Annotated in this window: 16 protein-coding genes; 6 read left to right on the forward strand and 10 right to left on the reverse strand. The window is 64.4% G+C overall.

The genetic code is table 11. The features are described 5' to 3' along the window. Positions 1–5 precede the first annotated feature (5 nt). The gene (locus ABIA30_RS12575; RefSeq protein ID WP_370065704.1) at positions 6–1,571 is read left to right on the forward strand and encodes a hypothetical protein; all 1,566 of its coding nucleotides are present in this window, start codon (positions 6–8) and stop codon (positions 1,569–1,571) included. Between the two features lie 320 nt (positions 1,572–1,891). On the opposite strand, the gene ABIA30_RS12580 is transcribed toward ABIA30_RS12575, so the two are convergent. Then, positions 1,892–2,335, reverse strand: coding sequence for a winged helix-turn-helix transcriptional regulator (locus ABIA30_RS12580; RefSeq protein ID WP_370065706.1), 444 nt, complete (start codon positions 2,333–2,335; stop codon positions 1,892–1,894). A 135-nt stretch (positions 2,336–2,470) separates the two neighbouring features. Here ABIA30_RS12580 and ABIA30_RS12585 point away from each other — a divergent pair, with 135 nt between their 5' ends. Beyond that, a complete protein-coding gene (locus ABIA30_RS12585; protein ID WP_370065708.1) occupies positions 2,471–3,763 on the forward strand; it encodes an MFS transporter in 1,293 nt (430 codons plus the stop codon). A gap of 27 nt (positions 3,764–3,790) precedes the next feature. Here ABIA30_RS12585 and ABIA30_RS12590 read toward each other — a convergent pair whose 3' ends face one another. From ABIA30_RS12590 to ABIA30_RS12615, 6 genes are all read right to left on the reverse strand, one after another. Then, positions 3,791–5,506: a beta-galactosidase gene (locus ABIA30_RS12590; RefSeq protein WP_370065710.1), complete on the reverse strand. Its 1,716-nt coding sequence runs from the start codon at positions 5,504–5,506 to the stop codon at positions 3,791–3,793. Positions 5,507–5,643: 137 nt separating this feature from the next. Further along, a complete protein-coding gene (locus tag ABIA30_RS12595; RefSeq protein WP_370065712.1) occupies positions 5,644–6,237 on the reverse strand; it encodes a hypothetical protein in 594 nt (197 codons plus the stop codon). A 113-nt stretch (positions 6,238–6,350) separates the two neighbouring features. After that, positions 6,351–7,859 (reverse strand): protein kinase, encoded by a 1,509-nt coding sequence (locus ABIA30_RS12600; protein WP_370065714.1) that lies wholly within the window; start codon positions 7,857–7,859, stop codon positions 6,351–6,353. Between the two features lie 118 nt (positions 7,860–7,977). Beyond that, the gene (locus ABIA30_RS12605) at positions 7,978–8,445 is read right to left on the reverse strand and encodes a hypothetical protein (protein WP_370065716.1); all 468 of its coding nucleotides are present in this window, start codon (positions 8,443–8,445) and stop codon (positions 7,978–7,980) included. A gap of 792 nt (positions 8,446–9,237) precedes the next feature. Further along, positions 9,238–10,722: a hypothetical protein gene (locus tag ABIA30_RS12610; protein WP_370065718.1), complete on the reverse strand. Its 1,485-nt coding sequence runs from the start codon at positions 10,720–10,722 to the stop codon at positions 9,238–9,240. 204 nt (positions 10,723–10,926) lie between these two features. Then, a complete protein-coding gene (locus ABIA30_RS12615; RefSeq protein WP_370065720.1) occupies positions 10,927–11,430 on the reverse strand; it encodes a hypothetical protein in 504 nt (167 codons plus the stop codon). Positions 11,431–11,675: 245 nt separating this feature from the next. Here ABIA30_RS12615 and ABIA30_RS12620 point away from each other — a divergent pair, with 245 nt between their 5' ends. Both ABIA30_RS12620 and ABIA30_RS12625 read left to right on the forward strand, forming a co-directional pair. Further along, positions 11,676–13,031 (forward strand): cation:dicarboxylate symporter family transporter, encoded by a 1,356-nt coding sequence (locus ABIA30_RS12620; protein WP_370065722.1) that lies wholly within the window; start codon positions 11,676–11,678, stop codon positions 13,029–13,031. A 564-nt stretch (positions 13,032–13,595) separates the two neighbouring features. Then, on the forward strand, positions 13,596–14,579 hold the full coding sequence (locus ABIA30_RS12625; protein ID WP_370065724.1) for a hypothetical protein: 984 nt from the start codon (positions 13,596–13,598) through the stop codon (positions 14,577–14,579). A 12-nt stretch (positions 14,580–14,591) separates the two neighbouring features. On the opposite strand, the gene ABIA30_RS12630 is transcribed toward ABIA30_RS12625, so the two are convergent. Beyond that, the gene (locus ABIA30_RS12630; RefSeq protein ID WP_370065726.1) at positions 14,592–14,921 is read right to left on the reverse strand and encodes a hypothetical protein; all 330 of its coding nucleotides are present in this window, start codon (positions 14,919–14,921) and stop codon (positions 14,592–14,594) included. A 114-nt stretch (positions 14,922–15,035) separates the two neighbouring features. On the opposite strand from ABIA30_RS12630, the gene ABIA30_RS12635 reads away from it, so the two are divergent. After that, entirely contained in the window at positions 15,036–16,664 is a 1,629-nt protein-coding gene (locus tag ABIA30_RS12635; protein WP_370066304.1) for a fatty acid--CoA ligase, read from the forward strand. Here ABIA30_RS12635 and ABIA30_RS12640 read toward each other — a convergent pair whose 3' ends face one another. Further along, positions 16,665–17,495 carry an alpha/beta fold hydrolase gene (locus tag ABIA30_RS12640; RefSeq protein WP_370065728.1) on the reverse strand — a complete coding sequence of 277 codons (831 nt, stop codon included), beginning with the start codon at positions 17,493–17,495 and terminating at the stop codon, positions 16,665–16,667. Positions 17,496–17,557: 62 nt separating this feature from the next. On the opposite strand from ABIA30_RS12640, the gene ABIA30_RS12645 reads away from it, so the two are divergent. After that, positions 17,558–18,163 (forward strand): TetR/AcrR family transcriptional regulator, encoded by a 606-nt coding sequence (locus ABIA30_RS12645; RefSeq protein ID WP_370065730.1) that lies wholly within the window; start codon positions 17,558–17,560, stop codon positions 18,161–18,163. Between the two features lie 78 nt (positions 18,164–18,241). Here the strand turns inward: ABIA30_RS12645 and ABIA30_RS12650 are convergent, their stop codons facing one another. Beyond that, the gene (locus tag ABIA30_RS12650) at positions 18,242–19,435 is read right to left on the reverse strand and encodes a lipid-transfer protein (protein WP_370065732.1); all 1,194 of its coding nucleotides are present in this window, start codon (positions 19,433–19,435) and stop codon (positions 18,242–18,244) included. Positions 19,436–19,438: the final 3 nt, after the last annotated feature.

Here is a 19,438-nt window from a genome sequence, read left to right on the forward strand (position 1 = left end):
TAACGATGAAACCGTATGCCAAGGCGAGTGTGGCCTTGGTGGGCGCCAGTGTCATCACGGTGTCTGCGGTAGCACCGCAGCCCTCGGTTCATCTGTCGGCGCTGTCCGCCGCGCCGACGATGGCCGTCGAGGTGGCGCTCCGGGATCTGGTCAACCCGTTCGCCGCCCTGGGTGAGGTGCTGCAGACGACCATCCAGAACGTCGACCAGCTCGGGAGCACTATCCTGGCCAACCCCGCACCAATACTTGGCGGAGTGTTGACCGGCACGGCGTACACGGCCCGGGACACCCTCGGCTTTCTCAATGCCAACCTGCATACCGCGCTCACCGGCGGCCTGGGCACCGTGGTGAGTGGGGCCGTCTCCCATACCGGGGCGGCCCTCGGCGTGCTCGGTTCCAGTGCGGTCCAGGCGGTCCCGGGTGCGTTGGTCTCCACTGTTCAGCTGCTCAACACCCTGGGCGGGCTGGGTGCAGGCGTGGTGAGTGCGCTGCTCACCACCACTCCAGCGGACCTCAGCTCGGCGGTCCAGTCGATCCGGCAGGGTGACCTCGGTGATGCGCTGCAGAGCGTGATTGTCGCGCTGCTAATGGATCCGCTGCTGGGCCCTAACGGCAGTAACGCCAACCTGTTGAACACTCAGTTGAGCCTCGCTGCGGGACCGTTCACCACCGTGGCGAAAATCCTGCAGGCGGGCGGGCTCAACGCCCTGGCGGCGCCGTTCTCGACAATGGCGAACTTTCTCGAGAACGGTGCACCCTCGATCGTGTCCACCGCTATTCTCGGCGGAGTCGGGGTGCTGGCCGGCCTGGCCTACTCCGTGGGCGACGGCCTGCAAAAGATGGCCAACGGGGTGGCATCGCTCAACCTCGGCAAGATCTACAACGGTGTGGTCAACGGTCTGGCCGAGATCGGAACCGCGGTCTCGAACGCGCTGCTGAGCCCCAACCCCAACGTCGGGATTCCCGGCTTCTTGCTGAACGTCCGGAACGCCATTGCCGCGTGGCTACCCAAGACCAGCCCATATGCGACCACTAAAGCGCTGTCCGCGGCGAAGAGCTCGGCGGCGGCGATCCCGAGCACCACGGACTCCGGGGTGACTATCACCCCGACTTCCGCGACCAACACATCCATCGCATCCAACACATCCACCACTTCGACCAAGTCCACCACCGCGACCAAGTCGACCACCGAGCAGTCCGGCACCACGCCGGACACCGCAACGGGTGACGCCACCAAGTCGAGTGGTACCTCTTCGGGTTCGGATAAGGCGAGCGGTGCGGCGTCGGGTTCGGACAAGTCGAGCGGTACGGCGTCGGGTTCGGATAAGTCGGGCAGTGCGGCGTCGGGTTCGGACAAGTCGAGCGGTACGGCGTCGGGTTCGGACAAGTCGAGCGGGACCTCTTCGGGTTCCGATAAGTCGAGCGGTACGGCGTCGGGTTCGGACAAGTCGAGCGGTGCCACGTCGGGTTCCGATAAGTCGGGCAGCGCCAAGTCCGCGACCGGCAAGTCCGGCAGCGGGCACGGTGGGCATGACGGCCACAGCAGCAGCAGCGGTCACGGCGGCAAGTAAGCCGCAACCTCCGGCGCTATCGATGCCGGTGAGTGGGTCAGGCGGTCTGACCCACTCACCGGCATCGTCGTGATCCCAACCGGCACGGCCTCAGTGCGGCCGACGTTGAATGAGGCTGGGTAACGCCGCCCATCGAGGCGGATTCGTTCAAGCCGAGGTTCGCCATCCGTGCGGCGACCCGTCCTGAATTCGCCTGTGCAGCAAGAGTTATTTCTTCCGTCCGCGAATTGCGGCGCCGACGTTCCGAGTAGACCGCAGTGCTCACTCAAGCCGCAGGGCTGTGCGTATTCCCGGCCAAATCTTGCTCGGCCGGTTTGAGCTCACTCGTCGATCTTGCGTACCCGGGTGTCGTCGGCATGAATCGGACGCCCGTCGGGGGTGGTGTACACGAGCTTGGGTAGCGGCTCGTCGGTGGCTCGATCGACGAGCCGGACGTACTGGGCCCCGGGTTCGAAGGTGTGGTCTTGTCCCCATTGGCGCAGGCTGACGATCAGGTCGAACAGGTCTTTGCCTGCGTCGGTAAGGACGTATTCCTGGTAACTGCTGCCGTCCGATGCGGGCTCGATCTGCAGCACTCCGGCATCAACCAGATTGCGTAGCCGAGTACTGAGGATGTTCTTGGCCACCCCGAGGTTGCGCTGGAACTCCCCGAAGCGTCGAATGCCGTCGAACGCATCGCGAATGATCAGCAGCGACCAGCGATCCCCGACGATGTCGAGGGTGCGGGCCACGGGGCACTCACTCGTGAAGGCAGGCGTGCTCACGTGAATCTCCTTGCGTACAAACCCATTTCAAATGTGGTTGCAAACTGCAACCGCATTACCTAAGGTGGTTTCAGTTTACTACCACTTTGGGGACTGGTCGGCGCATACCGGCCGGCCAGGGATCAGGGGAGCGCCGTGAAGCCAGTCGATGGACCGAACGTGGTCGCCAATGCATCGCCGGAAGTGAAACCTGCGATGGCCATCTTCCTCGCGGTCGCGTGTGCGGTGTCGGTCGCAAACGTCTATTACGCCCAACCGCTCCTGGACGGGATCGGCCACACCCTGCGCATCGCCCCGGGTGAGCTCGGACTGGTGACCACTGTGACTCAGGCGGGCGTATTGGCCGGCCTGGTGCTGATCGTGCCGCTCGGGGATCTGGTCAACCGCCGGCGGCTGATCGTCACGCTGTCGGTGATCGCTGCGGTGGCGCTGGTCGTGGTCGCGCTGTCGACGACGGCGTTGGTGTTCTTCGTGGCCAGCGGGATCGTCGGGCTGGTCACGGGCGTCGTTCAGCTCATCACCGCCTACGCGGCCGGGCTGAGCGCCCCGGAAGCGCGAGGGCGCGTCGTGGGGATCGTGACCAGCGGGGTTGTCATCGGTATTCTGTTGGCGCGCACCGCATCTGGTCTACTTGCCGACGTGTACGGCTGGCGTTCGGTGTACGTCCTGTCTGCTCTGCTGATGGCTGTATTGGCGTTGGTGCTGGCGCGCGTGCTTCCCAACGATCGGGTAGCGCGAACCCGGCTGTCCTATGGCGCGCTGATCACCTCGGTGGTGACCCTCACGATCGGTGAGCGGGTATTCCGGACGCGCAGCCTCATCGCCCTGTTCATGTTCGGCGGATTCGGCGCTGTCTGGGGCTCCATGGCCCTTCCGCTCGCCGACGCACCGTGGCATCTGTCGAGCGGGCAGATCGGTTTGTTCGGGATTGTCGGCGCTGTCGGTGCGCTCGGCGCGGCCCGTGCGGGCCGTCTGGCCGACCGCGGTCTGGCTCAATGGGTCAGCGGCGCAACACTTGTCCTCTACACCGCATCGTGGGCCCTGATCGCGTACACGCCGCAATCACTCGTCTTGCTCACTGCCGGGGTCGTCATCCTCGACTTTGCCGGCCAAGCCCTCCACGTGACCAATCAGCACCTGATTGTGGACCTCGACCCCGACGCCGCCAGCCGCCTATTGGGCAGCTACATGGTCTATTACTCCCTCGGCACGGGTGCCGGTGCCATTGCCGCCACCAGCCTGTACAGCGCCGCCGGGTGGGGTGCGGTCAGTGTGCTGGGCACCGGACTGAGTGTGCTGGCACTGACGGTCTGGGCCGCGGATCGACTGCGTCATCAGCGCCGAGGACTCGACATTGCCTCGGCCACACTCCCGCTGTCGGCACCTGAAATCGCCAGTGCTACTTCACCTCTCAGCGAGTGCCGCTAAGGGTCTTCTGCTCAACGGACCCACTGCTTACTCGGCGTGCGCCGGCGTCGCCGACCCCTTGCCTGTCTTCGACGCCGCCGGTGACTTTGACTTCGCAGTCGGTGACGGCGACTGCGCCGTTGGTGAACCTGCCGTCGGACGGGCGCTGGCGCGTCCCTTCCGTCCGGAACCTGCTGTGCCAGTATCGGTTTTATCGGTCGCAGGCAGTGCAGTCGCTGTAGGAGGGGAGGCTGCTGCCACCGGCGCGCGGTGCGGGTTCTTGGCCGCGGCAGCGGCAACGGTGCTCGTCAGTGCCGAGGTGGCAACGGGTTTCGCCGCTGCCGCGGCTCGCGGCGCACGACTGGATATCGACGCGACTGCTGCCGCTCCGTTCCTGTTGAAGATGCGGTCGATGACGTTCTTGATGGCATTCACCGTGGCGGTGATGGCGTTGCCGATCACCCGGCCGATCGCCTGGGCGACGGCGACCCCGGCCTTGACCACCAGCTTCACGCCTGTAATCACGGCGTTCGCGATGTTGACCGCAGCGGTCGCGATCCAACTGACCACGTTCTGGATGGCGTTGCCCACCCACAGCAGTGCGTTGTCGATGGCAACCCTGAGTCTTTCGAGGAAGGTCGGCGGGGGTTGCCCGGGGCCGGGGTTCATGGTCAGCCAGTCGGCAATGGTCTGTACGGCCAGCTTGGGTGTCCAGTTGGTTTCCCAGATGCCGAAGTTGTTGCCATCACCGGGCGCTCCGGTGTTCAGGTCCCGGGTCGAGTAGATGAACATCGGGCCGTTTCCGGCTATCTGGCTCCAGGTGTTCAGGAAGTCCAGAATGTATTCGGCTTGCTGCGTTTGCGTGATACCCGCGTTGGCGCCGGTGGGGGGAGTCGGTAACCCGTATTCGGTGGCCCAGATCTGCTTGGCGCCATCGCCGTTCGCGTCCATGAGTGACCGCAACTCTTCGAGTTGGAGCAGCGGTGAATCCTTCTGGTTCCCTTGCTGCGAGAACGGGATGTCGTATTTGTAGGGGTGGAACGACAGCGCGTCGAAATATCCTTGGGCTCCGGCGGCGTACATCCCCTGCAGGAATTGAATCGGATTCATGGTGATGTTTCCGATCGTGCGACCGGAGCCGAGAACTCCGCCGATGACAGTCATCGATGGGTCGACCGACTTGATGGCCGTGTACGCGGCTTTGAGCAGCGCGGTGTAGTTCGCCGGGCTCACCGGGTTGAGGAAGAAGGCGGCGTTGGGCTCGTTCCATACCTCGACGGCCGAGACCTTGCCGGCATAGCGTTGTGCGACCGCTTGGGCGTACGCGGCGTAGTCGGCGGTGTCGGGCGTGCCGGAGCCGATCGGAGTGCCCGCCCACGCGGGGGTCTCATTGAGTACCGCCAAGACACCCATGCCGCGCTTGTTTGCCTGATCGATGATGTAGTCGGCCTTGGTCCAGTTGAAGACGCCCTGGAGTGGCTCGATCTGGGACCAGAACAACCCGATCCTGATGTCCTGGATGCCGATCGACTGCATCATGTCGAGTTCTTTGTCGATTTCAGCATCGCTGTTGAGCCGCAACAAGTTTGAATCCGCCAGCCCGAGGGTGTCCGATGACTCCACGATCGAGGCGGTGGGAGTGACGTCGTAGGTCCGGCTGACCGGCTGTGGATCGAAACTGCCGAAGGTGCAAGCCAGGGCGATGGCGGCGGAGCAAGCCACGACCGCCCGGCGCAGGATGAGCCGACGCATGTTGTGCCTCATCAAGACTCCTCAGCGATCTGAAATCATGAGTGTCAGCTGTGATGCAGTAATGCTGACGCTAGACCGAGGGGGGCACGGCGTGGCCGGTTTGCAGAAAATTTATTGACGGGACCGGTGATGCGTAGCCGTTCGCGTCGCTAGACGGGCCGCTTTGCGATGTCGGCGTTTTCGTCCTCCTGGATCGCCACGCCGTTGGTCTGCGAAGTGGATTCGACCGAGCCGATCGAAGAGTTCAGCGCGGTGAGGCCGCTGGCGTCGCCGCCTTTCAGCTTGTCGAACGCGGCCTGCACGGTGTTCCCGATGTTGTCCAGCGGCGCGATGATGGCCTTGCACAGCGCGGGGTCGGCTTGGACGTCACTTGTGGCGAGTCGGATTTCTCGTTTGACGAACAACGCGGCCACGCCGCCCTTGATGAATGCCTTGACGCGGCCGCTGGTGCCCTTGGTGAACGCACCGGCCTCGAATGGCCTCCACAACCAATGATGGAATGCGCCGAACGCCAGACCGCTGTGCGCGACGAACTTCGTCTTGGCGAATGACGTGGTGGCCTGGGCCGGGCAGGTCTGCGCGATCGGGGCCGCGTCGGCGGCATCGCCCGACGGGTCCGCGGGCAGGGACTCGGACGCGGCGGTGCCGTTGGTCGTCGGGGCGGCTTGTTTGTGGCCGCAACCGCCCACCAGCAGAACGACGGGGACGATGAGAATGGCGATCAGACGAACCAGCGTGCGCACGAGTTACCCTCCAGCAAAGTTGGCTGGCGCGAAGCTAACATCTCAAGCTGTGCGGTTGATAACGGCGCCGACGCCGCGCTGACTGGTTATTGCAGCGCGTGTGCCAGACCCATCTATCCGTGGGCGCCCGTGTGCCGTGATCGATGTGGTCGAGGGGCCGTGGTGAATGCCGCTGGGCCGATCCGCGCCGAATCTGCCAACTTCATCACACCGTCCACCAATGCCATTCGTAGCCAACGATCTTCGGTATCCACACTGCCGTCCTGTCGGACGTAGCGGAGGCGGGCTGTCACGCTGGAGGCATCCCGCGGGCTCACCGAGACCAGTGTCACGGACCGCAGCGAAGCCCAGAAGCTGCGATAGTCGTCCTGTCCGCCGGTGGTGTTCTGATACTGCGCATCGAGCTTCGCCCATGCGGCATCCGGATTGGCCGGAAGATCGTTGTAGTACGCGGTGACGAAGTCGCGCATGCCGTCGAACGTGATGGACGCGGCGGTCGCCGAGGTGGTCGGCACGCTCGATTGCGCCGGGGTCAGGCTGGACGAGCTCCGGTCCTTGGGCCACAGCGCATAGATCGTGACCGCGCTGAAGAACAGTGCGGCGAGCACCAGTGCTCCGATGGCCAAGGCCCATCGCCGGGCGGATCGCTTCGCCGGGTATCTGGGTTCTGGCAGTGGCATTGATTCCATTGGGACAGAGGGTGATTCGGGCATCTGTAGAGCCCGGGTCGGGGGGAGCGCCCGCGGTGGGATGTCGGCGGTCGGCGCGAACCGGGCGGCGGGCTGACTACGCGCTGTGCTCAGTGCAGTGGCGAAGTCCGAGCACCGGGCGAACCGGTTCTGCGGGTTCTTGGCCAGCGCGGTGGCGAAAACGGGGTCCAGCGGAGCGAGCTCGGGGCGCCGGTCGCTGATGCTTGGCGGCGGCGCGCTCAGGTGCTGGCCGATGACGACGGCAGGATTGGAACCCTGGAATGGCATCGCGCCGGTCAGCAGCTGGTAGGCGGTGACGGCCAGCGCGTACTGATCGGCACGACCATCGATGCGTTGGTCCTGCAACTGTTCGGGGGCAACGTAATTCACGGTGCCCACCACGAAATTGGTGGCGGTCAGCCCGCTGACATCCCCGGCACGCCGGGCTATGCCGAAGTCAGCCAACAGGATTCGCCGACTGCCGGATTGCGGAGCAGTCAGCAGAATGTTCGCGGGCTTGACGTCACGGTGCAGGAGGCCGCGCTGGTGGGCATAGTCCAGGGCGTCGGCGATCGCCGAGACGATGGCGAGGGCCTCCGTCTGCGGCAGTGCGGCCGGGTATCGCTCACGCAGCAGGCGGTTGCAGTCGGGGCCGTCGACATAGTCCATCGCGATCCACAACTGACCGTGAAATTCACCGCGGTCGTGCACGCCAACGATATTCGGGTGATACAGGCCTGCGGCCAGGTCGGCCTCACGCTCGAACCGACCCCGATACTCGTCGTCGGTCGACAGGTCGGTCGGCAGCACCTTCAACGCGTACAACCGCGGTAACCGCGGGTGTTGGGCCAGATACACCTGGCCCATACCGCCACTGCCGAGCGAGCGCAGAATGCGGTACTCCGCGAACACTGCGCCCTCGGTCAACGGCATGACAGATCACTTTAACGGGCTGCTCGGTCGGCGCCCTGGGCCGTCATGCAGACGTCGGGGCACCGCCACGAAAGTCTCGGCGCCCACACGAGCGCCGAGACTTTCGGTGGTCAGCAGGTCAGAAGTGTGAAAGCACTGTGCCGATGTTCTTCACCAGGTTCGTTCCGGCGGTCCCCAGATTCGTTCCTAGGTTGCTGGTGAACTTGCCCGTGTTCTGTTGGAAATTCGACGCCGCGGTGCCGCTGTTGATCAGCAGGTTGGTGCCCACGACGCCCGCGTTGTGTTCGGCGTTGGTGCCGACGACACCCACGTTGTGTTCGAGGTTCGTGCCGAACTTGCCGAGGTTCTGGATCAGGTTGTTGCCGAAATTGCCTGGATTCGCGGCCGCCGCCGGCTTGACCGACGTCTGAGTCGATGCAGCGGCCGGCTTCTGTGGCGCCGCCTTCGATGCCGCGGCAATGGTCGCGTGACCAGATGAGCTGTGCCCGGATTTTGCCGACGCCGTGCCGGCGGCGGCAAGTGACATCCCCGCCGTAACAGTGACGGCGCAGCCCGCGACGGCCGCGTTTCGAACAAGTTTGGACATGGTTGATCGCTGTAGTTGCGCCATGGATTCGTCTCCCCTTTAGCAAATTCCACTGACGAATTGAAGCTAACACGGTCAATATGCCAAAACCACCATTTCAAGAGCGCCTAATTAAATTCACGTTCGCGTTATTTTAGTTTATGCGAAAACGGCGAATTCTGGCAACAATTCGAATGCTGATCTTGAAATTCAATTCGCTATGACTTTGATTCTTCGGCGCCCGAGGCCGTTGATTGTGGCAAGCGCCATGTGAGTGGCGTCGACAGCTTCATCTGGGCTTTCGCTGCGATCGCGCGAGGGGAGCGCAGGCGTTCGGACTTGGTCCGGACGGGCGGGCGGCACGCGAAATGGTCACTCGTGTCAACGATGGCAAACCCGGCACGCGGCCGCTGGTCGTGGGGGCGGTGCGGGTATATCCGCGAATCCCGGCGTGCCGCCGGCATGTGCGTACCGGACGCCGCCGGCGGCTCGGATGGAACGGCTCGACCGACATTCCGGCGATATCCCGAAGGCGACTCAAGCAAATTCACGTGCGCGTCATTTAATAATGGCGTACGGCTGGGAAATGTTGGCAACGAACGGTATATGAATCTCTGCCCGGGGGTCCAGATGGGTTCGACGGCAGCCGCCGGAAATGGCAATTACTCAGCTCCGACGATGCCTCCCGATGATCTGCTATTTCGACGCGTCGGTTGAGAAATAGCATCGGGCGGGATTCCTCGTGCCCGGCGCAACGAATTGATGATCGACCGGCCACGTCGACTCTGGCAACGAAGCTCTCGGCTGACCGTGCTACGGAGCAGTCAGCGTGACCCTGGCGCCGATGAACGGGGTCCAGGTGATGTAACCATTTTCGAAGTTCACCCGGGTGACGCCGAATCCGGTCTCGTTACTGGTGGCCATCCCGAGTCGGGGCACCCAGGCCTTGGCGAATGGCTGGCTGGCCCAATGGGCGCCGGTGGTCGGCGAGTACCAGATTCTGATCGGTGTGCCACCGCCGAAATCCTGATAGCCATCGGCAAACGCCGACTTCGGCACCACGTTGCGGGCGATGGCCATCTCGCCGACCGGCAACGGCGACGACACGAATTGCGACCCGACCAGCCAGATCATCCATCCGGTGCGCTTCTGGGCATACGTCGTCGAGGACACCTTGAAAACGGGACTGAGCACTTCACCCAGGGCCGGGTCGCTGAGCGCCGAGAACTGCTGGAACATCGCCGAGGTACCGGGCGGATTCGTCACCACCTGGCGCGCCGCCTTGGGAGTCCAGTCGGAACGGTAGATGCCGAATCGGTCGTCATCAGATGAGCCGCGCGAGTTGAGATCCCGGGTCGTGTAGATCATCAGCGGTCCGGCGTAGGGCAATTCCTGCCAGGTGCTGATGACGTCCGAGATGTAGGCCGCCTGGGTGGCCTCGCTGACCTGGTTGGTCGGCACGCCGAACTCGGTGCCCCAGATCTTCTTGGCCGAATCACCATTGTTGATCATCAATTTGCGCATGCGTACCAGTTGGTCGACGGGCGAATCGGTGGTCGTCATGCCGCCGGAGAATTTCATGCTGTAGCTGTACGGGTGGTACGACAGCGCGTCGAAATACGGGCCGGCTCCAGCGGCGTACATGCTGGTGAGGTAGTTGACCGGATTGATGGTCCAGCTGCCCCAGGTCTTGCCGGAACCCAGTACACCGCCCACCACGATGGCGTTGGGATCGGCAGCCTTGATTTTCGGGTACGCGGCTTTGAGCATTGCGGTGTAGCCCTTGGCATCCGGGGCGGGCGAGTAGCCGATGACGCCGTTGGGCTCGTTCCAGACTTCGTAGGCGGCGATCTTGCCCCGGTACCGATCGGCGACCTTCGCGGTGAAGTTGGCGTACTGGTCGAACGACGCGGGCCGGCTGTTCGGCGGAATCCCGCCCGGGGCCATCGCCCACAGCGGTGAGGTGGTCATCGCGCAGATGATGGTGGCGTTCGCTGCGATTGCCGTGCCGACCACCCGGTCTGCGCGGCTCCAATCGTAATTGCCCGGAGTCGCCTCGACGCCCGCCCATGGGATCCCGATCCGGACGGTGTGGATGTTGTCCGCGACCCAATGCTGGCCGGTTTGCGTCACGACGTCGGGGGTGGCAAGGAAGGCCTGTGAATCAGCGAGCCCGAGTGTCACACCCGTGGCGGCAAGATTGGCAACGCGCGGGGACGCGAGATGAGGATGATCAGTCGTCGGCTTGCCGCCGAAGCACAGCATGCAGACGACACTCAGGATGCATAACAAACTCACGGACTTGACTGTTCGCCAATTCCGCTGCGCACCCCATACACCGGGCCTGCTGTGTATCCGCGTATTTGCCATGACGGCATCACAGTTACACGACTCCCAGCCGCTGACAGGCAGCTTTAAGGGCGGCGTTGGCAGAATGAGGCCGGCTCGTTTCCGAACTGAAATTCGGGCCCGGCGCTCCGTTGCGCGGCGAACCCGGAACGGCTACTTCGGGTTACTGCGGCTGCAGTTCGGCTCGGCTGGTTTGGCCGGCCACGCGCACACATTGACGTGGGTGCCGTCGCTCCAGCCGCCGCCGTCGAAGACGGCGTAGTTGTCGCCGTGGGTGCCGGTGTACGTCGCACCGCCACCACCGCCGGGACCACCGACGGACGACACGATGGTGGTCAGCGACCACCCCTTGGCCTGCAACGCAGCCTTGTAGGCGTCCATCACCTCGGCGGGTGCCCCGCCGACCGCAAAGTGGAGATGAATTCCGTTGTCGGCGACCGGGTCTGGGCCATCGGTGCGCTGGGTGCCGACGGGGGTGGGCACCAGGGACTGCAGCTGGGCGGCCCCACCGGCGGCCGCGGGTGCGGACGGGGATGGTGCGCTGGTCGCCGAACTGCCGCTGGGTGTGGATCCCGAATCGGCGGGATGGCTACAGCCGGACGCGATCAAGCTGACTGCGATTACTGCGCCGGCGCCGAAAAGGGTGGTGCGTCGCATGATTGCTCCCGTCGTCGATGGCAACGTAGCAGCGCGGTGTCCGGTAGGCCGGGAATCGGCAAAATAATTGACACATTTGAAATTTCGGATTGGTGCGGCCCGAATTCCGGCTATCTTCGCGTGCGATCGAAAGCCGGGTCGAATGGTCCTCCGGACAGCGAATTGAACAAACCGGTGACGTGGTTCGCGTTCTGGCGCAACATCTTTGCAGAGCTATCCGATGCCGAGGCCGGAGGAATGCCGACATGACACAACAAGCGCCACGTCGAGACCGCACGCACTGGCTGTACTTCGCGGTGATCGTTGCCGTTGTCGCGGGGGTGTGCCTCGGGTTGTTGGCGCCGGGAATCGGCAAGGACATCGCCGTGTTGGGCACCCTGTTCGTCAACCTGATCAAGATGATGATCGCCCCGGTCATCTTCTGCACCATCGTGTTGGGAATCGGATCGGTACGCAAAGCCGCGACCGTCGGCAAGATCGGCGGTCTGGCGCTCGGGTACTTCCTGATCATGTCGACCGTTGCGCTGGCGATCGGGTTGGTCGTCGGCAACCTGCTGCATCCCGGGTCAGGCATGCATCTGTCGGAGCAGGCGACCGGCCAGGGGGCGAAATACGCCGCGAAGGCGCACGAGGCGGGCGGCCTCATGGACTTCGTCGGCCACATCATCCCCGACACCATGTTCTCTGCGCTGACCAGTGGCAACGTACTGCAGGCACTGTTCATCGCGTTGCTCGCGGGTTTCGCCGTTCAGGTCATGGGAACCGCGGGTGAACCGATCCTGCGCGGCATCGAACACCTGCAGAAACTGGTGTTCCGGGTGCTGATCATGATCCTGTGGCTGGCGCCCATCGGTGCCTTCGGTGCGATGGCCGGTGTCGTCGGCCAGACGGGCTGGCGTGCGGTCACCCAGCTGTTGACGCTGATGCTCGGCTTTTACCTGACCTGTGCGGTGTTCGTATTCGGGGTGCTCGGACTGGTGTTGTGGACGGTCGCGCGGATGTCGATCTTTCGGCTGGTGCGGTACCTGGCGCGCGAGTACCTGCTGATCTTCTCCACGTCCTCGTCGGAATCGGCACTGCCCAGGCTGATCGCGAAGATGGAGCACCTCGGCGTCGACCGCAGCACCGTCGGCGTCGTGGTGCCGACCGGCTACTCCTTCAACCTCGACGGCACCGCGATCTACCTGACCATGGCGGCGTTGTTCATCGCCGATGCCATGGGGCGCCCGCTGACGATCGGGCAGCAACTGGCGCTGCTGGCGTTCATGATCGTGGCGTCCAAGGGGGCCGCCGGAGTCAGCGGAGCCGGCTTGGCGACACTGGCCGGAGGGCTGCAGAGCCATCGCCCGGATTTGCTCGACGGGATCGGGCTGATTGTCGGCATCGACCGGTTCATGTCCGAGGCGCGGGCCGTCACCAACTTCTCGGGTAACGCCGTGGCGACCGTGCTCATCGGTCAGTGGACCGGGACCATCGACCGGACCCAGGCAGACGCGGTGCTGCGTGGCGCGCGCCCCTTCGATGAGCTGACGATGGTGGATTCCGGAACCCTCGCGGACGTCGATCCGGATGCTGACGTGTTGACTCGCGCGACGACCTGACGGGTCTACAGAGGCTTTGCTGAGCGCTGCTTGTGACCGCTATCACACCTCGATGGGTAGTGTGAATTGGGCGATATCAGCGAATCAGTTGAATGTCTCGATTTCGTCACAGTTGGCCCGCCGGATGGCGCCGGATGCGTTTCGTCGGGCGGGTGAGGCGGATGGGAATTCGGGCTGCCGTGTCGGTCTGTGATGTTTCGCTCACTTTGGATAGGAATATCCGTATTTCCTTATCCCAGAAGCTGTGTACCAAGGTCAACCGGGCCTTGTCGAAAGCGGATTTTCACCACGTCATCGCAGGTCAGGCCGTTACGCGTATTCGATAACGAATGCATAACAATTCGTTATCAAAGCTCCATCGGAGCGCTTGTCGAAATGCGGGATGGGTCACTGCCGAAGTCGTCCGGAATGTCGGAGGGGGTCACTACACTCTTGTAAAGCAGCGCCCACCCGGGTGCACCCTCAGGGGAAATCGACTACCGGCGCAATGTAGTGCCGGCGGAGGTGCCTAGGATCGTGGCAAATAATAACGCCCGCGGAAATTCAAACCGATTTGGCGCGCCGATGCGCGATGCAGTTGATGTCGCACGAGTCGGCCGCGGTGCGGTCGGCGACTTGGCCCGCAGCGGCGGACTGCTGGTTGCAACCAGCTTCGCGGACAACATTGTTTCGCTGATCGACCCCGTCACCCGCACCATTCAGGACGTCACCGTCGACGGTGAACCTTTCGCCGTCGCCGTCACCGATGATCGCGCCTACGTCGCGATGTCGTCGGACCTTTTCGACGGCGTCGCCGTCATCGACTTGCAGAGCCGGACGGTCATCGCCGACTACACGCTCGCCGCAGGTGTGGTCGCGCTGGCTGTCAGCCCCGACGGCAAGCAGGTTTTTGCCGGCCACTCGGCCGAAGGCTCCGTCGATGTCGCCGTCATCGATGTCCCGGCAGAGCGGGTCAGCACCATCCACATCGCCTCCGGCGCCGCCATCAGCATCGACGCCCTGGCCGTCGATCACACAGGTCATCGCCTGTACGTGGCCACCACCGACGAGGTCGGTAGCCACCTGGTCGTCGTCGATACCGCGACCGCGCGCCTGCGTGGCAACGTCGTGATCGGCGCCCCCATCCGCAGCCTCGCGCTGGGACCGGACAACACCGCGTACGTGCTGACCTCGGACCTGTGCGACCGCGGCGAGCTTCACCTGGTCGACCTGGCTGCGCGCCGCGTCACCGGCCGGTACGCGATCGGTGACGCGCCGACCCAACTGGTGCTCAGCACCGACGGCGCGCGGGCCTACATCGTCGACTACGACCGGGTGACGGTGTTCTGCACGCTGAACAACCAGATCGTCGACACCATCTACACCAAGGTCCAGCCGTCCTGCCTCGCCGTCAGCGGCGACGGATCGCGGCTGTACGTGGCTGATTGCGCGGGCGACATCACCGCCGTGGCCGTCAGTGCGCCCAAGCCGCTGCTGTACTCGCAGTTCGAGGCGACCAGGTCGCTCGGCGTGGCCGAGACCCGTGCACTGGAGCCGGCCGGCGTCTGACGCCCGCCGCTTCTAGCGGGCGGTACCGCCGCCCGAGCAGTCCAACGATACGGAAACAGTGCGGTTGGACTGTGGCACGAGGAAGCTGCCGTTGCCGCGGTTGTTCGTACCGGGGCCGACGTATGGCACCAACTGGGTTGTGGTCTGCGGATTGCGGATGCTTGTGACGACGCACTGTGACATCGGCGCTGTGCCGATCCTGTCGATGGTGACGGTGTAGCCCGACGCCTGCAGTCGATTGATCGTCTCCTGTGCCGTCTCAGCCGCCGCGAAGGATGCGGGCGCGGCCATCGCAAGGGCCGCTCCGGCCAGTGCAATCGCGGTCGTTCGTGTCGTCTGCATAATCAGCTCTCCCGTCACATACACCTTCGATCATGCTCCAACCCGTTGACGCGTGTTGCGTCGGATAGCATCGCGACCAATCAACCGGTCGGCGAGTACAAAGGCTATTTGACGATGCTGAGCACCATGCAGGACGTTTCGTTGACGATCGGCACGATCATGCGGCATGCGTGCGGCATCAATGCCGACCGCGTCATCACCACTGCGGTCGGCGACGGGCAGTACCGCTCGATGACCTACGGCGAGCTCGGCGAGCAGGCCGGCCGATTGGCCAACGCGCTGCGCGGTCTCGGCATCACGGGGGACCAGCGGGTCGGCACCTTCATGTGGAACAACGCCGAGCACACCGTGGCCTACCTGGCCATCCCGTCGATGGGTGCAGTGCTGCACACCCTGAACATCCGACTGTCGCCCGAGCAGATCGCCTACATCGCCGACGAAGCGGAGGACCAGGTCATCATCGCGGACCTGTCGCTGACCGCCCAACTGACCCCGGTGCTGCCGCAGCTGACCACGGTACACACGGTGATTGCCGTTGGCGCAGGGGATTTGGCACCGCTGGAGGCCTCGGGCAAGACGATCTTGCGCTATGACGAGCTGCTGGCGGGCCAGTCCGCCGACTTCGACTGGCCAGAGCTGGACGAACGGTCAGCGGCCGCCATGTGCTACACCAGCGGTACCACCGGGAATCCGAAAGGCGTTGTCTACAGCCATCGTTCGAGCTTCCTGCATGCACTGGCGACGTGCAGCGGCAACACCCTGGGGGTCAGTAGCGACGATGTGGCCCTACCCATCGTCCCGATGTTCCATGCCAATGCCTGGGGGCTGCCGTACGCCGCGTTGATGGCCGGCGCCGACCTGGTCATGCCTGATCGCTTCCTGGACGGCCGCTCGCTGATCAATCTGATCGAGACCTGCCGGCCGACCGTCGCGGCCGCCGTCCCGACCATCTGGAACGACGTGCAGAACTGTCTGGAAAAGTCTCTGGGACATGATATTTCGTCGCTGCGGCTGGTGGCGTGCGGCGGTTCGGCGGTGCCGTTGTCGCTGATGCAGACCTTCCAGGAACGGCACGGCGTCTACATCCAGCAGTTGTGGGGGATGACCGAGACCTCACCGATGGCCACCACCGCCAAGCCGCTGCCGGGGGTGTCCGACGAACAGCACTGGGCGACCCGTGCCACCCAGGGCCGCGCGATGTGCGGAGTCGAGGTGCGGGTGGTCGATGATGCCGGGGCCGCGCTGCCGAACGACGGACAGGCCGTCGGCGAGATCGAAGTACGTGGGCCCTGGATCACCGGCGGCTACTACTTGGGCCGCGATGCCGAGAAGTTCGACAGTGGTTGGCTGCGCACCGGTGACGTCGGGCGCATCGACGAATGCGGATTCGTCACGCTCACCGACCGGGCCAAGGACGTGATCAAGTCTGGCGGGGAATGGATTTCGTCGGTCGAGCTGGAGAACCACCTGATCGCCCATCCGGCGGTGCTGGAAGCCGCGGTGGTCGGCGTACCCGATGAGCGTTGGCAGGAGCGGCCGCTGGTCGCGGTGGTGTTGCACGAGGGCGCCGCGGCGACGCCGCAAGCCCTACGAGAATTCTTGGCGGACAGGGTCGTTCGCTGGTGGCTGCCGGAACGGTGGACCTTCGTCGACCAGGTGCCGCGTACCAGCGTGGGCAAGTACGACAAGAAGGTGATCCGGGCCCGTTACGCCGAGGGCGACTACCAAGTAATCACCATCTAGTCAGGCCCGCACCGCGATGGTCGACAGCAGGTCGGCCAGCCGATCCGGGCGGTCGAGCATCGAGAACGTGCGGGCGCCATCGATCACCTCGAGGCGGGCATTCGGGATGATGCGCGCCAGCTTCTCGCCGTCGCCGAGTTCGAAGAACACGTCGTCGGCCGACCACGCGATGAGGGTCGGCTTGTCGAATTCGGGTAGTCGCGCTGCCACGCCGGTGGTCACCTCGGTGCGCAGGGACAGGGTGAACTGGCGGAGATCCTCGGCGATCGCCGGATCGGACTGCGGGCTGCGCACCCACTCTCGGGTCAGGGCGTCGATGTTCGAGTGGGCCAGTCCTGAGAAGGCTCGCTTGCGCACCAAGGGGATTCGCATCACCTGGGCGACCGCCCCGAACAGCGCCTTGGCTTGTGCTGCCCGGATGATCGGTTTGAGGATCGGTGGTGGAAAGTGTTCGAACGCATCGCAACTGGTCAGCACCAAGGCGCCGATGCGGTCCGGATGATGCACCGCGACCAACTGGGTGACCACCCCGCCGGTGTCGTTGCCGACCAGCACCACGTCCTGAAGATCCAATGCATCCAGGGTCTCGGCGACGATGCCCGCGACCCCCTGGATACTCCGGTCTGCGCCGGGTCGCAGCGGTTCGGGGTGCGCGCCCAATGGCCAGGTGGGCGCGATGCAGCGCAGGCCGCGGGCGGCAAGTCGCGCGCTGACCTGGCGCCACAGTTGACCACCCATCAGGTAGCCGTGCACGAAGACGACCGGTCTGCCGTCCTTCGGTCCGAATTCCTCGAAATGAATGGTTCCGGCGCTAATCTCGATGATCGACATGGATGACTCCTGGCTCGATACACATTTACAAACAGGCTGCCCGTAACTTACCAACAGGGTGTATGGAAAACAAGAGACGTACTCAAGAGGAGCGTTCCGCGGCCACCCGCGGGGTGCTGATCGCGGCCGCCCGTCGGTTGTGGGGCGAGCGCGGCTATGCCGAGGTGGGCACGCCTGAGATCACCACCGCCGCGGGCGTGACCCGCGGCGCGATGTATCACCAATTCACAGACAAGGCAGCACTTTTCGTGGCTGTCGTAGAAGTGGTGGAGCAGGACGTGATGGACCGGATGGCGGCCCTGGTGGTCGAATCGGGCGCGGTGACCCCGGCGGACGCGATCCGGGCCGCGGTCGACGCCTGGCTGGAGGTGTCCGCCGATCCGGAAGTCCGACAGCTGGTGCTGCTCGACGCCCCGAGCGTGCTCGGCTGGGCCGGCTTCCGCGACATCGCCCAGCGCTACAGCTTCGGTATGACAGAGCAACTGCTGACCGAGGCGATCAAGGCCGGCCAACTCGCGCGACAGCCGGTGCGGGCGCTGGCACACGTGCTGATCGGTGCGCTCGACGAGGCTGCGATGGCCATCGCCACCGCCGAAGATCCGAAACGTGCTCGGCGGGAGACGAGGCAGGTGCTACGCCGCCTGATCGACGCGATGCTCGACGGCTAGCTGCCAGCGCGAGCAGACGCAAATGTCGCCCAAAAGCACTGTTTGAGGGAACATTTGCGTCTGCTCGCGTGAGGGGTCTCAGCGCTCGGCGCGCTGGTACGCCGTCACCACCGCGGCACCACCGAGGCCGATGTTGTGCTGCAGCGCCGCGTTGACACCGTCCACCTGACGCTTGTCGGCCGTGCCGCGCAGCTGCCAGGTGAGTTCGGAGCACTGCGCCAGGCCGGTGGCCCCGAGCGGGTGACCCTTCGAGATCAGCCCGCCGGACGGGTTGACCACCCACCGGCCGCCGTACGTGGTGTCGTTGTTGTCGATGAGCCGCGGCGCCTCGCCCTCACCGCACAGGCCCAGGGCTTCGTACAGCAGCAGTTCGTTGGCGGAGAAGCAGTCGTGCAGCTCGATCACCTGGAAGTCTTCCGGTCCCAGGCCGGACTGGTGGTAAACCTGTTGGGCGGCTTGGACATTCATGTCGTAGCCGATGATGTTGGCGGCGCTGCCGTCGAACGTCGAGGCGAAGTCCGTGGTCATCGCCTGGCCGACGATCTCCACCGCCTGCCCGGCCAACCCGTGCTTGTCGACGAAGGCCTCGCTGGCCACGATCGCCGCCCCTGATCCGTCGGAGGTGGGGGAGCACTGCAGCTTGGTCAGTGGGTCGGAGATCATCTTGGCGGCCAGGATGTCGTCGAGGGTGTACTCGTCCTGGAACTGGGCGTACGGGTTGTTCACCGAGTGCTTGTGGTTCTTGTAGCCGATCTTCGCGAAGTGCTCGGCGGTGGTGCCGTACTTCTTCATGTGCTCACGGCCGGCCGCGCCGAACATCCACGGTGCCACCGGGAATCCGAACTCGTCGATCTCGGCCAATGCCTTCACATGCTTGCCCAGCGGCGACTCCCGGTCCTGGGCGCCGGCGCCGAGCGAACCGGGCTGCATCTTCTCGAAGCCCAGCGCCATCGCGCAGTCCGCCAGGCCGCCCCGAATCGCCTGTGCGGCAAGGTAAAGTGCGGTGGATCCGGTGGAACAGTTGTTGTTGACATTGACGATCGGGATGCCCGTCATGCCCAGCTCGTAGAGCGCGCGCTGACCCGAGGTCGAGTCACCGGAGCAGTAGCCGACGTAGCCCTGCTGCACCTCGGTGTAGTCGATGCCGGCATCGGACAGAGCGTTGGTGCCCGACTCCCGGGCCATATCCGGGTAGTCCCAGCCCTCACGGCTGCCCGGCTTCTCGAACTTCGTCATACCGACACCGATGACGAACACACGGTTCTTGGACATGGG

This window comes from Mycobacterium sp. MAA66 (assembly GCF_041261665.1).
In the GTDB taxonomy this organism is placed as follows: Bacteria; Actinomycetota; Actinomycetes; order Mycobacteriales; family Mycobacteriaceae; genus Mycobacterium.

What these genes read in the sequence shown, in the direction of transcription:
- ABIA30_RS12635 (WP_370066304.1), top strand. Translation starts at nt 15,036, where the DNA reads ATGCTGAGCACCATGCAGGACGTTTCGTTGACGATCGGCACGATCATG.
- ABIA30_RS12620 (WP_370065722.1), top strand. Translation starts at nt 11,676, where the DNA reads ATGACACAACAAGCGCCACGTCGAGACCGCACGCACTGGCTGTACTTC.
- ABIA30_RS12590 (WP_370065710.1), bottom strand. Translation starts at nt 5,506, where the DNA reads ATGAGGCACAACATGCGTCGGCTCATCCTGCGCCGGGCGGTCGTGGCT.
- ABIA30_RS12625 (WP_370065724.1), top strand. Translation starts at nt 13,596, where the DNA reads ATGCGCGATGCAGTTGATGTCGCACGAGTCGGCCGCGGTGCGGTCGGC.
- ABIA30_RS12600 (WP_370065714.1), bottom strand. Translation starts at nt 7,859, where the DNA reads ATGCCGTTGACCGAGGGCGCAGTGTTCGCGGAGTACCGCATTCTGCGC.
- ABIA30_RS12640 (WP_370065728.1), bottom strand. Translation starts at nt 17,495, where the DNA reads ATGTCGATCATCGAGATTAGCGCCGGAACCATTCATTTCGAGGAATTC.
- ABIA30_RS12605 (WP_370065716.1), bottom strand. Translation starts at nt 8,445, where the DNA reads ATGTCCAAACTTGTTCGAAACGCGGCCGTCGCGGGCTGCGCCGTCACT.
- ABIA30_RS12650 (WP_370065732.1), bottom strand. Translation starts at nt 19,435, where the DNA reads ATGTCCAAGAACCGTGTGTTCGTCATCGGTGTCGGTATGACGAAGTTC.
- ABIA30_RS12575 (WP_370065704.1), top strand. Translation starts at nt 6, where the DNA reads ATGAAACCGTATGCCAAGGCGAGTGTGGCCTTGGTGGGCGCCAGTGTC.
- ABIA30_RS12615 (WP_370065720.1), bottom strand. Translation starts at nt 11,430, where the DNA reads ATGCGACGCACCACCCTTTTCGGCGCCGGCGCAGTAATCGCAGTCAGC.
- ABIA30_RS12630 (WP_370065726.1), bottom strand. Translation starts at nt 14,921, where the DNA reads ATGCAGACGACACGAACGACCGCGATTGCACTGGCCGGAGCGGCCCTT.
- ABIA30_RS12645 (WP_370065730.1), top strand. Translation starts at nt 17,558, where the DNA reads ATGGAAAACAAGAGACGTACTCAAGAGGAGCGTTCCGCGGCCACCCGC.